This is a genomic window from Tractidigestivibacter montrealensis, from assembly GCF_024741235.1.
GTDB lineage: Bacteria > Actinomycetota > Coriobacteriia > Coriobacteriales > Atopobiaceae > Tractidigestivibacter > Tractidigestivibacter montrealensis.
The window spans coordinates 43,142-57,861 of the sequence record NZ_JANSKA010000009.1 but is presented as its reverse complement, the minus strand read 5'-3'; the positions used below and the strand labels follow the sequence as shown (position 1 = coordinate 57,861).

Genomic DNA, 14,720 nt, shown 5'->3' with positions numbered 1-14,720 from the left:
TCATCCTAGGGCGGGGACGGGACATTATTACGTCAACGCTGGTCTAACGGAGAGAAAGAAAATACCGAAAGATGTTGAATGCCAGCAAATGAGATAGCCCCACATATCCACTTGTAGACATGACTGCAGAAAAGGGTGATGGGTTGCCGAAGATGAAAGCGTCAACGAATGTCTAAGACCGAGGGGGCAACCAAAGTGACTGGAAAACTAAACTACGCGTTCAGGAACGGCGCCGAGACCCGCACGATGGAGTACGGGCGCCTCGACACGGGCGAGGCGTACGTGACCGAGACCGGCAGGGGAGACATCACGGAGTTCTGCTACGACGCTCCGGCGAGGGAGACCACGCTCAGGTTCCGCGAGAACGAGCAGTACTCCCTCGAGGACGTCGCCGACACCCTCCGCGAGCACGGTGACGAAGTCTACCTGGGCGACATAGCAGACGCCCTCGACTTCTGGGGCGTCGCCTACGAGAGGGACGAGAGGGTCCTGACGTCATAGGGACCGACTGCCGACTGATGAGAAGGACGGCCGTTCTGCCCCACCGCCCCACGCGCCGGGGTGACGTCGTAGCGCGTCGCTGTCGCGTCCGCTGCGGGCGTTCTGAATCTCACCCGCTTTCGTTTACAGGTGGCAATCACGCGGCGAGCGGCTGTGCGGCATGCGCATCCTCGTACTCGCAGGGACTCATGTAGCCCAGGGCGGAGTGGATTCTCAGGCGGTTGTAGAAGCACTCGATGTACTCGAAGATCTCGAGGGCCGCCTGCTCGCGGTCACGGTAGGTCTTGGCATGCACGCACTCCGACTTTATGATCCCCATGAGCGACTCCGTCGGCGCGTTGTCCCACGGGCTCGACACCGACCCCATCGACGGACGGATCCCGTTGTCCCTCATGGTCTTTCCTATGACGAGCGAGGCATACTGCGATCCGTGGTCGCTGTGGTGCAGGCAGCCCTCCGGGGGCCTCCTCCTGGCTATGGCCATCCTGAGCGCGTCGTCGGCGAGCCGGGCGTCTATCCTGTCGCCCATGGACCAGCCCACTATCCTCCTGGACCAGATGTCCATCACGACGGCGAGGTAGAGCCACCCCTGGTGCGTGCGGACGTAGGTGATGTCGGCGAACCAGGCCTGGTCGGGCCCGTCGGCGTCGAAGCGGCGCCTCACGAGGTCGGGGGCGCCGTCGGCCCTCCCCACGCGCTTCTCCCTGTTGTCCGGGCTCTTCGCGCAGCGCCTGGACACGCCGGCCCAGCCGCGCTCGCGCATGATGCGCGCCACGCGCTTCTCGGAGGTGGCCACGCCCTCCCTCGAGAGCTGCACGAAGACCTTGGGGGACCCGTAGATTCTCCTGCTCCCCTCCCAGACGCGCCTTATCTCGCCGGCGAGCTCCGCGTCGCGCAGCGCGTGCCCGCTCGCGGGCCTCCTCCTCCACTGGTAGTAGCCCTGCCTGCTGACGCCCAGCACGCGGCACATCTCGCTCACCGTGTACTCGTGCTCGTGGAGCAGCGCGAACGCGAACCTCGCCCTCTTCGCCGAGGCGCCTACAGATTCCTGCTGGCGAAGAAGGCACTTGCTTTTAAAAGGATCTCGTTGTCCCTCCTGAGCTGGGCGTTCTCGCGCCTGAGCCTCTTGAGCTCCTCCTCCAACTGGAAGGGGTTCTGGCCGGGCGCCCCGGCGCCGCCGCCCGACTCGCCGGCCTTCTTGACCCACGCCCTCAGCGAGCTCTCGTCGATCCCCAGCCCGCGCGCCACCTCCGCGTAGGAGGTTCCGGACTCCCGCCACAGCTGGACGGCCCTCTGCTTGAACTCTGCGGTGTACTTCCTTGGGCTCGATGCCATTCCCGTCCCCAATCACTCGGTCCGCCACCTTATTGTGAGCGGATTTGCGACTGTCAACAAGAATGGGGGAAATTCATTCCGCCGGGGCGTGCGTGCCACGGGCCTCCGCGCGCCGGGGAGTCGCACGGGGCGGCCGGGGACTCCTCCGCGGGCATGTCCTCGCGTGCGGGCCTGCGGCAGCCGTCCTCCGCATGCGGGCGCTCGCGTGCGGGCCTGCGGCAGCCAGGCTCCGCGCGGCGGCGCTCGCGTACGCGCCTCCGGCAGCCGCTGCGCGTCTGCCTACGGCCGCGCGCTCGGCCACCACGCTGCGCCCGTCTGCCTCCGGCGCCGCGCTCGGCCCGCATGCTCCGGCCGTCTGCCTCCGGCACCGCGCTCGGCCACGCCCGCTCCGTCGCCCCGGCCTGTCGCGGCTCCCACGCTTGGCGCGCTGCGGCCCGCGTCACTCCCGCCCGTCGGCTCCACGCCCTCCACTCCCGCGCCAGCGGCGCAGGCCTTTCCGTCGCCGCGCGGCGCGTGGGGCGGTGGGGCAGGTCATATGGGCTCGCGGCAGACTGCCGCCAGCTGGCCGTGCGCGAACTTGCACGTCCCAGCGGTCCCGCGCGTTCCCGCCGAACCTGCGACGCGTCCCCGGCGCGGGTCGCCCGCGTCCGGACGAGGGCCCACGGCCGCGCCGTCGCACCCGCTACGGCCTCGTGAGCTCCTCCATGTTGAAGTCAAGATAGATTTCACCAGACGAGACAGCATCATCCTCAGGCCCCGGTAGTCGTCCTCCGTGCCGCCCTCGGCCCAGTGGTTGATGTAGCACCAGTAGGAGTAGATGCCGTTGCCGAGCACCTGCACGTCGTCGGTGCGCCCGACCGCGTGCGCGAACCCGTCGGGCCCGTCGCCCCTGCCGTAGGCCCTGTCGAACGACTCCCAGCAGTCCATCTCGAAGCCGAGGCCCCGCATGCGCTTGCCCCACTCGGGGCCTTCGCACACGGTGCGGTCGCCGTCGTCGATGCGTGCGCCGAGCTCGCGCGCGAACCGGTTGATCTCCCTCGTCCTGGTCCCGTCGTCCATGCCGTTCCTCCTCCTGGCTCCGTGTCGGGAACTAGTATACGTGCCGACGCGCCGGCCTCCCGTTCGGTGATCCTCGGTGCCCCTTCCCCTTCCATGGGCGAGAAGGGCGCAGCGCTCCACGGCGGCACGGCCGGTGCCAGAAGACGCCCGGCAGGGCGAGAAGGACCTCCGCCCCCTGCCCTAGCCCTCGCTCTCCCCGTACCACCTCGCGCGGTACTCCTCCCGCGTCATGAGCCCGGCCGCGACCTCCTCCATGTCCTGCCGCTTCTCGGAGGCCGTGTCCTGCACGATGGAGTCGTCGTAGATGACGGTCACGTCGCCCTCATCGGGGAGGTCCCTCCCGAAGTTCCGTTCGCAGGCGAGAAGGGCGTGCGCCACGCCCGCGAGCGCCCCGGAGAGCGCGTTCTCGTTCTTGCGGATGTTCCTCATGAGCGCGCTGTTGTCGCTCGAGACCTCCGTGGCGGTCTTCACATAGCCCACGTTGTCGAGGTCGAAGTAGTTGGTGCCCAGCCCGCAGAGGTCGCCCAGGACCTGCAGCGCCAGGCGGAACGCCTTCCCCTGCGCCTCGGTCCTGAGTGCCGGCGCGAACTCCTGGATCGTGTCCTCGGTGCTCATGACCTTGCGGAACACCGTGCAGTCCCCGCGCCCGAACGGTATCGGCACGCGCCTGCCGTCGGCGGTCCGCTCCTGGTCGAACATCACGTCCGAGAGGAACACCCGCATCTTGCCCGCGTCCACCTCGTTGATGAGCGCGTCAAACGCCAGGTCCACGCTCTGCACCGCGTCCACGGCGTCGGCGAACACGGACTGCCCGTAGGGCGAGAAGTCCACGCGCGTGTTGGGGACGGCCGGCCTCACGATCGCGAACGTCGGCCATGTGGATCCCGTCGCCACCACCGGCGCCACGCCCGGCACGGCGACCTCCCGCCCCTCGCCGTCGAAGCACGCGGTGCGGATCTCGTACTCGCCGCTCTCGCCCACGACGTGGCACTGCACCTGGTCAATAGGTCCCGCGGGCGAGAAGGCCCTCGTCACGAACGCGCACTCCCGCACGCCCTCGGCGTCCCACGCGAGCGGCACCACCATACGCGCGTCGTAGTGCCTCACGCGCGCCTCGCGCCGCCCCGCGTCGAGCCAGAGCGCGAACGCGCCCGTCCCCAGCCCGAACGCCCTCACGACCGTGTCCTGCGCCCTTCCCCAGAAGTTCGCGGACGAGAGGAACGAGCCCAGCCAGTCGGTGCACGCCTGCTCCCCGCACGCCAGCGTGGTCTTCTCGTCCAACAGCAGTGACCCCCACTCCCGGCACACTCGCATCGCCGGCATTATCGAGCGCCGGTGCACCTCGTACACCCTGCCGAACCCGTCCGTGTCCCGGTAGTCGTAGAACTCGCCCTCGGCCCGCATCCACGAGTCCCACTCCCGCACGTGCGGCTCCATGTCCTCCAGCGCGCGAGTCGAGTAGCTCAGCCTTCTCAGCCAGTCCCTCGCGCACTCCGGGATCCAGTACGCGTCACCCGCCAGCAGGTCCGTCCCCATGCCGCCTCCGCTCCTCGTCAACAAGTCGAGAAGAGCATCCGCTCCCGTCACAGGAGACGCCTCTCAGCTGCCAGCTAAATGCATCGTCGAGAAAAGCGCTGGGCGAGAAGAACACGCCATCGTGCCCATGCCGCCCCCTTAGCTGCCAGCTAACGAATCGGTCGACAAATGTGCGGGCGATAAGTACAGCGGGCTTTCGCCTTCCCTATGGAGGCCGGTTAGGCGTATGGGAGAGGAGGGCGAGAGTATCCGCCGCGTCTCATATCCAATATCGCGAAAACGTTCGGCCATCTCCTACATGTAAAATGTGCGGGCGAGTATTCAATGCGGCTAGGCGAGAAGGGCGGATTTCGGGTGCGTAATCGGTTGTGCGCTCCGGCATCGATGGTCGCGCTCCTGCGATTCGTGGTAGATGGGGATGAATGGATGTCCAGGGCGTCTAGAAACGGTTATGCGGCAGGCAAGGTCACCGTTCAGGTGGACCGCTACTTCGCAAAGTACGGGGCGGGCGCGCGTGCGGCGTGGATTGTATGGTTCCTCGTCGCTTGCGCAATCCTCTGCAACTACATGTACGCCTACTTAAAGCTCCCCATAGTGGTACGAGGCGACTACACGACCTATCGCCCGGGCGAGGACGAGCTCCTCAGGAACGGCCTCATCATCCCGCTGGTGGCGATCACGGTGGTGTGGGCGATTCTCGAGGTCTTCCTGGTGAGAAGGGCGAAGCGCAAGCGCTGCGAGCGCATGGACGCCCTCACGCACGCAGGAAGCGACGTCACGCCAGCGGAGTTCCTCAAGAGCAAGCTCTACGAGGACGAGGACTTCACGGGCATCTACGTCCTCTACAACGCCTCGAAGGACAAGTACTACGTCGGGCAGAGCGTGCACGTGCTCAAGCGCGTCCGGCAGCACTTCACGGGTCACGGCAACGGCGACGTCTACTCCGACTGGAAGTACGGTGATTCCTTCACCATCAGGGTCTGCAAGTTGGTGGACAGCGGCTATGCAAACCTCAACGATCTGGAGCGCGATGCCATACAGGCATACGACGCATATGACAAGGGCTACAACCGTACAGGTGGTAACGCATCATAGACAAAGCTATCGAGAAATACGTACTGCCTAACGAGTGCCCTCTCTTAGCTGCCAGCTAATTGAACGGTCGACAAGAGCGCTGTCGAGAAGAACGTTCCCTCATTGCTCTATGCCCCTCTCAGCACGTCGTCCATCATGGCGTAGCGCACCGCGTCGATACTGTGGTCGTTCCCGTCGGGGATCTCGTCCACCCACTCGCCGTCGCGGCCCCGCTCGAACTCCTTCAGCCGGAACTCCTCGTAGGCCAGCGGGCACCGCACCGGGTCGATGGCTATCTCCCGCAGTCCCGCCAGCCACTCGTACGACAGCCTCCGCATGTTGCTCTTCCGCGCCGGCCGCACCCGCAGCCCCAGGTCCCGCCTCCACACCGCCATGGACTGCTTCCCGTCCGGCGTGTCGTCGCACCAGATCAGCTCGTCGTGCCGGTACGGCTCCTCGCCGGGGGCGTCGGCGTACGTCAGGGCGTCGGCGGCCATGGCGCCCGTCTCGGCCGGCGTCTTGCGATTCGCCGTCAGCTCCTCGAACAGGAACAGCCTCCGCTCGCCGGGGACCCACCCGCACCGCACGAACCGCCACGGGTCGGGGAACCACCCCCAGTCCACGCCCGTGCGCGTGCGGGCAAAGCCGCGGCACTGCGCGTCGGTCAGCCGCCGCCCGACGACGTTGCCAAACACGCTTCCGCCGGTGCCCGTCACCTCGCCCAGGTACTCGCTCCGCCACGCGCGCTCGTCGCTCTCGCGCAGCCACTCGGCCTCCTCCACGAAGGGCGCGCCCAGCCACTCGGGGTGCGAGCCCACCACGTCCAGGTAGCTCGACCTCCGCACCAGCGTGTCGGCCCGGCGCTCCCGCTCCAGCTCCTCGCGGTTCACCCAGCTCCACAGCGTCCGCGGCGGGTTGTAGGTATAGAAGATCCAGAAGTCGTCCCCGCCGCGCCGCAGGCTGTTCAGGATGCTCCTCACGGCGTCAATCCCGTCGAACTGGTCCAGCTCCTCGAACCACACCACGGCCGCGTAGCCGCGCCCGAACTTCGTGCCCTTCAGCTTCAGCGGGTCGTCGGCGCCGCGGAACACGATGCGCTGCCCCGTCGGCAGGTACGTCAGCTCCATCGGGCTCACCCGCGCGCGGAACCACCGCGTGAGCCCCAGCGCCCCGATGGCCCACTGCACCTGCTCGAACACGCTGTCCCTCAGCGTGTTGGAAAACCTGCGCACCACCACGGCGTTCGCGTCCGGCCGCGCCAGCACCAGCAGCACGATGGCCACGCTCACGAAGCTCGACTTCGTGCTCCCGCGCCCCCCGTGCAGCCAGTAGTGCGTGTGCCCGTGGCACATGACGTCGCCCAGCACGTCGTGGAACGCCGGAATCACCAGCTCGCTCGCGTCAGTCGCCATCCCCGGCGCCCTCTCCGTCTTCCGCGTCATCGCTTGGGCGAGAAGAACCGTCGCCTTCGCCGTCGCCCCCGGCTGCGGAGAAGTCCAACCGCCCCTGCACGGGCTTTGCCACGACGCCGAGCACAATGCGCGGCGCGTCGCCGCCCTCGTCCTCGTCGCGCCGGCGGTCGGCCTTGCCGTACTCGTCGGGGTACTTGCGCTCGAGCAGCCACGCCGCCGCGGTCCAGTACTGGTTGCGCGCCAGCGCCGCCGCTCGGATCGTCGTCAGGAGCGTGTGCTTGAACTCGGCCTCTTCCTTTTTTAGTCCCTCGCTTAACTCGCGCTGCAGCCTGTTCTTGGGATCGCCAATCCACCGGTAGAACGTGGACTCGTGGATGCCCAGCGCGCACACGATGTCGCCGTTGGAAAGGCCGTCCGCCTTGAGCTGGATGGCCTGGTCGACCATCTCCTGGGTGAGCTTCGCCCTCCTTGCCATGCAGGCCACCTCCTCGAAATCGCAGGGAATGTCAAGCCGAATCATCAAGTGGCGTCACAAGGGGGAAGATAATGAGCCGAGGAGGGACGCCATGAGCATCGGCCGTTACGGGGAGTGTCACAAGGAGCTTGAGGACGAGGAGACCGTCATCTACTCGTATCGTGTCGAGGGCTGGGGCCTCCCAGACGAGGTGAGGTCGGAGGTGGAACAAGTCGAGGGCATGTTCACCATCCAGAAGTCCGCACTCGAGGGCATGTTCACCATCCAGAAGTCCGCACTCGAGGAGCCTGAAATCCGCATCGAGAGGAGGAAGATATCGGCGCACCGGAAGGGCTTCGTGGAGAAGAGAGTGCCCCGTTGCCCGGACATATCGGCACACATCGAGGCGGGAGAAGTGACCGTTGATAAACTCTGCGGAATCGATGCCATGGAGAGGGAAGCCGGAGGTCATGGCTCTTGGGCAGAGGGTCTAATCTTCCGCGTGTTCGTGCTCTACATGATTAACGGGGAGCTTCCCGAGGAGGACGGATTCCTCAACTAGAGCTCACCCCATTCCCCTCTCGCGCCTGCTCCTGAGCCCGTACTTCCTGCACAGCCTGGAGTTCGCCTGGCGCAGCCGGTCGCGCTCGCGCCTCGCCGCCTCGACCGCAGCGGAATCCTCGGCCTCCGCGCGCTCCTTCTCCAGGAGCTCGTTGAAAGCCCGCTCCTGCTCGAGGTGGTAGCGCTCCGAGCACAGCCGGCACATGCCGGTCGCCCTGTTGAGGTTCACGCCCACGGCACCACAGGAGGGGCACACGGTCTGCACCGCCAGGCTGCAGTGGATCCGACTCGCTCGCATCTCGACGGCGGCGACGGAGTGGCTCGCGCCGCAGCGCCGCTCGATCTCGTCGCGGGCGTACTGGGCGCCCCGGTAGGAGCACTCGCGCAGGACGTCGTCCTGCTCCTCGTCCCACCTCATCGCCGGTCACCCGTCCCGTCGCCACGCCCGCAGGGGTGCCCCTGGTGACGATACGGGCACCGGCTACCAGCGCAAACGCAACTCGTCACCGCGTCACCGGGCACCGCGCGCCGCAGCCCCTCCCCGCGCGTGCGGGCGCGCGCGGGCGTTCCTGCCATACGTACCTCCCTGGTGACATTGGTGACAGGAGAGGAATGGCTAAGAAGGGCCCACGTCATCTACCGTCACCACCCGCGTCACCCGAGGGGGCGACGCCACGTGACGGCGATGACACCGGCGCCGCCATCGCCCGGTCGAGCAGCGCCGCCATCGCGTCGTTGTCGATGCAGACGCACCAGATGCGGTTGCCGCCCTTGATGCGGCGCTGGCGGGTGAACCTTCGCCCGCCGCTCGTCGTGACGAGCAGCCCCTCGTCAGCCATGCGCCGCAGCGTCTTCTGGCGGTCGTAGTTCTCCTGGGCGAGCGCCCGGTCGAGCACGCTCGAGAAGACGCACCAGGTGAAGTCGGAGTCCCCCGGCCTCTGCTCAATCTCGCCCCAGCGGTCGATGCGGTCCATCTCGGCGGTGGACTCGAAGTGCAGGCGGTGGCCCTCCAGCCACTCCGCCACGAACTGGATCGCCTTGAGGTCGGTATCTATCTCGGAGGCGCCGGCCGCGTTGCCGAGCGCCCACGACGCCATGGCCATGGCCGCCTCAGAGCACGTGTCCCAGTCGGCGACGCCGAAGACGTAGTAGGAGGAGAGCTCGTCGGCGAGGGCGAGCAGAGCCACGTTGTCGGACTGCGGGTGCCCCGGCGCGGCCTGGGCGAGCGCGTCGCGCAGGCGGTCGTACTCGCCCCTCAGCCACTCCTCCGTGATCTGCCGAAGAAGTCGAACATACGTTCTCCCAGCGGTCCCGTGCTGCCCTGAGACGAGGTGGTGCATCGCCTGGGCCGCGCGCACGTCCGAGAAGGGCTCGGCGTTGAGCTCCAGCGTCCTGTTTGCCGCGCCCTGCTGCGTGGACCCGCCCACGATGGGGATCTCGCCGGTGGCGATGGTGAGGCAGCGCCACGATCCGGAGCGCATCATGGAGCGGTCAGAGTTGAGGGCGCCCCTCTCGTGGCCGATGGAGAGCGAGTAGAGGAGGTCCTCGACGTACTGGCGCTTGCCCTGCTGTCCGCCCGCGCTGCCCTTGCTCTGCAGCTCGTCCACGATGAGCGGGATGTCGTGCAGGAGCGCAGCCGCGCGCACGATCGACTTGGGAGTATCGGAGAAGGTGCGGAAGTAGCCGTCGGCGCCCTCGGTGGGGTCGCCCCACACGGAGCCCGCCGCCTTGAGGGTCGGGGTCTTCCCCGAGCGGGAGCGGCCCCAGAGGTAGACGATGAACGCCTGGGCGCCGACGACCGAGAGGAGCGGCGAGGCGAACGAGGCGTCGAGCACGCAGCGGAAGGCCGGAGAGGAGTCGCGCGCGGGCGCAACGCCCGTAACCCAGCCCTCGAGCGTCCCGGCGGGTTCCATGAAGGGGCGGGCCTTCAGCGCCTCGTCGGGGCTCGGGTCGAAGCGGATCCCTCCCTCGCCGGCGTCGTAGGGCATGAATGCGCCGAGCGGCCCATCGGCCCAGCCGAGGTGCGTGGTGCTCTCGAAGCTCGGCCGTACCCCGCAGAAGGCGTCCTCGCAGGCGGAGAGGTAGCGGATCACGTCTCGGCAGTTCGCGGAGCTGACGTTGGCGCCCATGGGCGCGAGAGCGCCGATCACCTTCGACTGGTTGAGCAGGGCCTCGCGCGGCAGGGCACGCTCGCGCATCCCCTGGCCGGGGACCCTCACGCGCACGAGCGCGGAGACCGCGCGGGTGTCGACGTCAACGAGGTCGCACGCAACCCAGGGCGGCGTCGCGGTGACGGAGCGCCTGAGCTCGCCGTCCTGGTCGGCGGCCCAGAGCCTGCCATCGCGCGAGACGAGCCATCCCGCGACCGAGGGCGCGTGGTCGGGGTCGAAGCCGGGCTCCTCGCCACATGCCGGTGCCCCGATGGCTCCCGGCGTCGCGGACGCACGGGAGGCCTTCCGCTCGGACCGCCCGCCCCGCGGCATGTAGAACTCCGTGCAACCCTCCAGGGCGCGCCCGATGGTCTGCGCGCCGTAGGTAGTACCGCCGCGCCTTGAGTCCCACTTGTCCCGCATGAGCCCGCTCGCGCGGAAGATCCTGTCCATGCGGGATGCGTCCCCCGCGCACCAGAAGGCGAGCGAGGAGCAAAGCGCCATGTCGGCAGCAGAGTGGTCGCCGCCGTAGGCGGAGAGGTCGCCGTCGAGCAGTGCCCCGATCGCGGCGCCGTTCCTGGACGAGCGCATGCGCGAGACCAGCTCGTCATCGGAGAGGTCGCCGGACGAGACGCGCGAGCCGACCTTGCCGGTGCCCTTGGAAGTCGAGTCCGCGTCGGCGAGCGAGGGCTGAGGGGACCTACCGTAGTCGGGGTCGATCCATGAGCGGTATGCCCGCTCCACGACGACGGGGTTGGCGCCGATGGCGTCATGCCCCTCGTAGACGTCGCCGGTGACGGTGAAGAAGCGCTCGTGGTCGTACATCTCGACCGGCCCGCGCCTGCAGCGCGTCGCGCCCTCGGGCTTCGACCCGCGGAAGATCAGGTGGAGGCCCTCGCCGGAGGGCGAGACCTCGACGTAGGTGTGCGCCTGGCTCACGACCCAGCGGTAGGCGTCCGCGAGCCTGCCGCCGCTGATCACGTGGTCGAGGTCGAGGCCGGTGTAGGCGCGGTCGGGCCCGAAGACGAAGCCGACGCCATCCGCGTGCCAGCGCGAGACGGCGTCGAGGGCGGTCCTGAAGTCCGCCCAGGTAGCGGGGTCGGTCGACTTTGCCATGCGGCCGGTGCGCGGGTCGACGGGGAGCTTGGTGACCTTCCCGCCGTCGCGCCGCGCCCGCTTCCAGCAGACCCAGCGCGGCTCTGCCCTGAGCTCCTCGGGAACGCGTGACAGCGACCTCGAGCTAGTCGGCATGGGTGTCCTCGCGCCTCTGCGCCTCGCGGTGCGCGTTCGGGAACACGAGCTCGCTCGCGATGCGCCAGCGCCCGTTGACCTTGTCCGCCGGTATGCGGCCTTCCCTGATGCCACGCGTCACCGAGCCGACGTTCTCTCCCGTGAGCCTCGCCAAGTCGGCGGGGGTGATGAAGGTGGGGATTTCCCTGATTCCCATGATCTGCCTTCCTGTCGATTTGCCTCTGGATCGGAGTGCCCCATCGCATGGCGCGGAACCCGAATCCCACCGGATGGCATTTGCGATGCGACGCAAGTGGAGAATATCATAGGTTGGAACCATTAATTGAGTGTGAACCCATATTTTGCTAGAATACGTGGCGTAGACGTTGTACAAATAGTCATATTCTGCTATGTTCTGTAGCGAAGTGTCGTAGCGCATAATCGGCGAACGGCGAGGCGGCCTCCACGGGGCGCCCACATCTGAAGGGACCAGACCATGACCAGCAAGCTGCTCGAGCTCAGGAAGGGTGCCGGCTACGCCACCGCCAAGGACTTCGCGGAGGCGCTGGGAATCCCTCCGACCACCTACACGCGCTACGAGTCGAGCCCGGAGAAGATTCCGCTCAAGGCCGCATGGACGCTCGCCGACGCGCTCGACGCCACCATCGACCAGGTGGTCGGGCGCGGCGAGGGCGACCCGCGCGGCGAGGTGCAGCGCGCCTACGACCGGCTCACGCCGCGCTCCCAGGAGGAGCTGAGGGACCTCATCGAGGTGCTCTCCGCGAGGGACGAGCGCGACCGAGAGGGAACCAGGCGCGAGGCGATGAGGGTGTGGGAATCCATCTCCTCGCGCATCGAGCGGGCGTTCCTTGCCCGGCTCACCGACGGCGAGCGCGTGGACGAGGTCCTGCTCACGGGGAGCGACGAGCAGCTGCGCGACCGCTTCGAGGCCTTCGCGCGGAACTGGGTCGTCGGCAGCGAGGGACCGCTCAACCCCTATGCGCCAGGGGTGCGCGACGAGGACGCGCTCGCCGAGGTCATGGCGGCCTACGACAGGACGCACGGCCACATGGTGGTGGACGGCTTCACGGTGTCTTGGTCAAGGGAGTATGCAGGGGGTGCGCACGGGCGCGACGGCGCCCGCGGGGGCGCCGGGAAGGGAGGCAGTGTCGGGATAAGGCAGTGAGATAAACGAGGGCCCGTACGGAGCTGGCACTCCTGCGGGCCCTGTGTCCAATCCAGAGGCAAGTCAGGAAGGACGGTGACAGTATATGTCATCACCCGCCAGTTCGTACACACCTACCAGCGCAAAGAGAACCCTCCAGCGCCTCCGGCGCGAGGCAGGCTACCGCAATGCGAAGGACTTCGCCGCGGTCCTGGGCATACCGGCATCCACCTACAGCCGCTACGAGCGGGCCGAGGAGGGCCCGCAGTGCGGCATCCCCCTCTCCAGCGCCTGGTCCATCGCCGACGAGCTCGGCGTGAGCATCGACCTCGTGGTCGGCCGCGAGGACATCGACGCGGCACACGAGGCGACCATCGACGAGCGCTCCCGCGCCCTTTCGCGCGAGGGGCGCCGCATGCTCGAGGACTACCTCGAGTACCTCGAGCGGCGTGAGGCAGATGACGCCCAGGCCAGGCGATAGCCATGGCGAAGGTCACAGGAGAGGGCACCATAGTCCAGCTGGAGAAGGACAAGCCCAGGAGCAAGTGTCGCAAGTGGCAGCTCAGGGTGCCCGTCGGCCTGGACCCGCGCTCCGGCAAGTACAAGACGAGGACCCGCAGGTTCGGGGGGACGTACACCCAGGCAAAGGCGGCGCTGAGGGAATTCATAGACGAGATCGAGGGCGACCGCGTCCAGGGAAGGGCGGGCGAGACCTTCGCCGAGTACTGCGAGCGCTACCTCGACGCCCGGGTGGCGCGTGCCGAAATCGCCGAGAACACAAGGGAGCGCATAGAGAGCCAGCTGCGCTCCGCGTGCCGTCACATCGGCGGCGTGAGGATGGCGGCAGTCACCCCCGACATGCTCGACGAGATGTACGTCTCGATGATGAACGGCGACACGCTCTCCGGAAGGCCGGCGAGCGGGACGAGCGTGAACCAGACCCATCGTGTCATCCACACCATGTTCGAGGCTGCCAAGAGAGAGGGCCTCGTCACTGAGAACCCCTGCGACAAGGCGAACCCTCCGCGCGTCGACACGAGGCCAAAGAAGGCAATCGACCCCGCGAGGGCTCACGAGTTCATCGCCTCCCTGGACCCGGTCGACCCCCACGAGCTCGCGCTGATGCTCGCGGTGACGATGGGGCTCAGGCGAGGCGAGGTGTGTGGCCTGTCCTGGGGAGACGTCGACCTCGACCGCCGGATAGTGGAGGTCAGGCACTCCCTAGACAAGCACGGCAATCTCGGACCCACCAAGACGAGAGCGGGGATGCGCATGCTCCCCCTCTCGGAGGTCACGCAAGACGCTCTCGCCAGGGCGAAGGCCGGGCAGGAGGAGGAGATGGGCCGGCGCAGAGACGACGATCCGATCGTTGTCACTGGTGACGGCAAGCGGATGAACCCAGCGGTCCTCGGGAGATGGTGGGAGCGGAACCGCGAGGGATACGGGCTTGCGGAGTTCACGCTTCACGAGCTTAGGCACACGTATCTCACCCTGCTCGCCGAGAGCGGCGTCCACCCCAAGGTCATGCAGGAGCTCGCCGGGCACAGCAGCTCGAGGGTCACGATGGACATCTACACCCACGTGAACATGACCGCCAAGCGTGACGCCGTGGCGGCAGTGAGCAAGATATTCTGAGCTGCTCTAGTGCAAGCTCACCCAGTGAGAGCGAACGCCCGGGCATCCCGATTCGGTGCCTCCGAGGAAGTTCAAAGTCGCGGAACGATTCGTACCAAATTCGTACCACCCAAGCCATAGATACGAAAACAGGTCAGAGACTTGAGCCTCTGACCTGCGACTTTGTGGTGGGCGTTAGAAGATTTGAACTTCTGACCTCTTCCGTGTCAGGGAAGCGCTCTCCCCCTGAGCTAAACGCCCGAATCTCTGCTGCTGGGGTTGCAGCGAGGAGTATCTTACGCGAAAACGCTCATGTAACGCAACCGTCAATCGCAAGTTTTTCTCGCATCACAAATACTGCTCAGCGAGAGGCGCAAGGGGAAGGCTCCCGGCGGCAGGCGGGGCTCCGGCGGCGACAAACAAGGCCCTCCCAGCGCCCCCCAAACCAAACCTGCGGGTTAGTTGCAGTGCGCCGAGAAGGGCAAAGCCGTCTACCTGCGGTTCTTCTCGGCACGGTCACCCCAAGGGTGCTATTGATCCGCAGGTTTCCTTCCGAAGAAGAGACGGGAAGAGCCGTGGCTGGGAACTAAAGGCAAGGCAAGCTCAGGACACAAAGCCCCTCTCCGGCG

At 67.2% G+C, this 14,720-nt stretch carries 15 protein-coding genes and 1 tRNA gene; 6 read left to right on the top strand and 10 right to left on the bottom strand.

The genetic code is table 11. From position 1 onward, the window contains the following. Positions 1-168: 168 nt before the first annotated feature. Positions 169-501, top strand: coding sequence for a hypothetical protein (locus NVS32_RS10535; protein ID WP_258499774.1), 333 nt, complete (start codon positions 169-171; stop codon positions 499-501). Positions 502-637: 136 nt separating this feature from the next. On the opposite strand, the gene NVS32_RS10530 is transcribed toward NVS32_RS10535, so the two are convergent. From NVS32_RS10530 to NVS32_RS10515, 4 genes are all read right to left on the bottom strand, one after another. Continuing rightward, positions 638-1,504, bottom strand: coding sequence for an IS3 family transposase (locus tag NVS32_RS10530; RefSeq protein ID WP_258499776.1), 867 nt, complete (start codon positions 1,502-1,504; stop codon positions 638-640). 35 nt (positions 1,505-1,539) lie between these two features. After that, positions 1,540-1,836 (bottom strand): transposase, encoded by a 297-nt coding sequence (locus tag NVS32_RS10525; RefSeq protein WP_258499773.1) that lies wholly within the window; start codon positions 1,834-1,836, stop codon positions 1,540-1,542. Between the two features lie 531 nt (positions 1,837-2,367). Then, a complete protein-coding gene (locus tag NVS32_RS10520) occupies positions 2,368-2,895 on the bottom strand; it encodes a hypothetical protein (RefSeq protein WP_258499772.1) in 528 nt (175 codons plus the stop codon). Between the two features lie 180 nt (positions 2,896-3,075). Next, positions 3,076-4,431 (bottom strand): hypothetical protein, encoded by a 1,356-nt coding sequence (locus tag NVS32_RS10515; protein WP_258499771.1) that lies wholly within the window; start codon positions 4,429-4,431, stop codon positions 3,076-3,078. Between the two features lie 426 nt (positions 4,432-4,857). Between NVS32_RS10515 and NVS32_RS10510 the strand changes: the two genes are divergently transcribed. Further along, positions 4,858-5,526, top strand: coding sequence for a GIY-YIG nuclease family protein (locus NVS32_RS10510; RefSeq protein WP_258499770.1), 669 nt, complete (start codon positions 4,858-4,860; stop codon positions 5,524-5,526). A gap of 107 nt (positions 5,527-5,633) precedes the next feature. Here NVS32_RS10510 and NVS32_RS10505 read toward each other — a convergent pair whose 3' ends face one another. Continuing rightward, a complete protein-coding gene (locus NVS32_RS10505; protein ID WP_258499769.1) occupies positions 5,634-6,917 on the bottom strand; it encodes a PBSX family phage terminase large subunit in 1,284 nt (427 codons plus the stop codon). Next, on the bottom strand, positions 6,907-7,392 hold the full coding sequence (locus NVS32_RS10500; RefSeq protein WP_258499768.1) for a helix-turn-helix domain-containing protein: 486 nt from the start codon (positions 7,390-7,392) through the stop codon (positions 6,907-6,909). Before NVS32_RS10500 ends, NVS32_RS10505 begins: the two co-directional genes overlap by 11 nt. 91 nt (positions 7,393-7,483) lie before the next feature. Between NVS32_RS10500 and NVS32_RS10495 the strand changes: the two genes are divergently transcribed. Next, positions 7,484-7,933, top strand: coding sequence for a hypothetical protein (locus NVS32_RS10495; protein ID WP_258499767.1), 450 nt, complete (start codon positions 7,484-7,486; stop codon positions 7,931-7,933). A gap of 3 nt (positions 7,934-7,936) precedes the next feature. Here NVS32_RS10495 and NVS32_RS10490 read toward each other — a convergent pair whose 3' ends face one another. The 3 genes from NVS32_RS10490 to NVS32_RS10480 all read right to left on the bottom strand — a co-directional run bounded on the left by NVS32_RS10490 (position 7,937) and on the right by NVS32_RS10480 (position 11,529). After that, on the bottom strand, positions 7,937-8,350 hold the full coding sequence (locus tag NVS32_RS10490; protein WP_258499766.1) for a hypothetical protein: 414 nt from the start codon (positions 8,348-8,350) through the stop codon (positions 7,937-7,939). A 214-nt stretch (positions 8,351-8,564) separates the two neighbouring features. Continuing rightward, the gene (locus NVS32_RS10485; protein ID WP_258499765.1) at positions 8,565-11,333 is read right to left on the bottom strand and encodes a phage NrS-1 polymerase family protein; all 2,769 of its coding nucleotides are present in this window, start codon (positions 11,331-11,333) and stop codon (positions 8,565-8,567) included. After that, on the bottom strand, positions 11,323-11,529 hold the full coding sequence (locus tag NVS32_RS10480) for a helix-turn-helix domain-containing protein (protein WP_258499764.1): 207 nt from the start codon (positions 11,527-11,529) through the stop codon (positions 11,323-11,325). The genes NVS32_RS10485 and NVS32_RS10480 overlap by 11 nt, the downstream gene beginning before the upstream one ends. Before the next feature lie 279 nt (positions 11,530-11,808). On the opposite strand from NVS32_RS10480, the gene NVS32_RS10475 reads away from it, so the two are divergent. The 3 genes from NVS32_RS10475 (at position 11,809) to NVS32_RS10465 (ending at position 14,112) form a co-directional block, all read left to right on the top strand. Then, positions 11,809-12,498 (top strand): helix-turn-helix domain-containing protein, encoded by a 690-nt coding sequence (locus NVS32_RS10475; RefSeq protein WP_258499763.1) that lies wholly within the window; start codon positions 11,809-11,811, stop codon positions 12,496-12,498. A gap of 85 nt (positions 12,499-12,583) precedes the next feature. Beyond that, positions 12,584-12,958: a helix-turn-helix domain-containing protein gene (locus tag NVS32_RS10470; protein ID WP_258499762.1), complete on the top strand. Its 375-nt coding sequence runs from the start codon at positions 12,584-12,586 to the stop codon at positions 12,956-12,958. A gap of 2 nt (positions 12,959-12,960) precedes the next feature. Continuing rightward, on the top strand, positions 12,961-14,112 hold the full coding sequence (locus tag NVS32_RS10465) for a tyrosine-type recombinase/integrase (RefSeq protein ID WP_258499761.1): 1,152 nt from the start codon (positions 12,961-12,963) through the stop codon (positions 14,110-14,112). A gap of 165 nt (positions 14,113-14,277) precedes the next feature. On the opposite strand, the gene NVS32_RS10460 is transcribed toward NVS32_RS10465, so the two are convergent. Then, positions 14,278-14,352 (bottom strand) — tRNA-Val (locus NVS32_RS10460). Positions 14,353-14,720 lie beyond the last annotated feature (368 nt).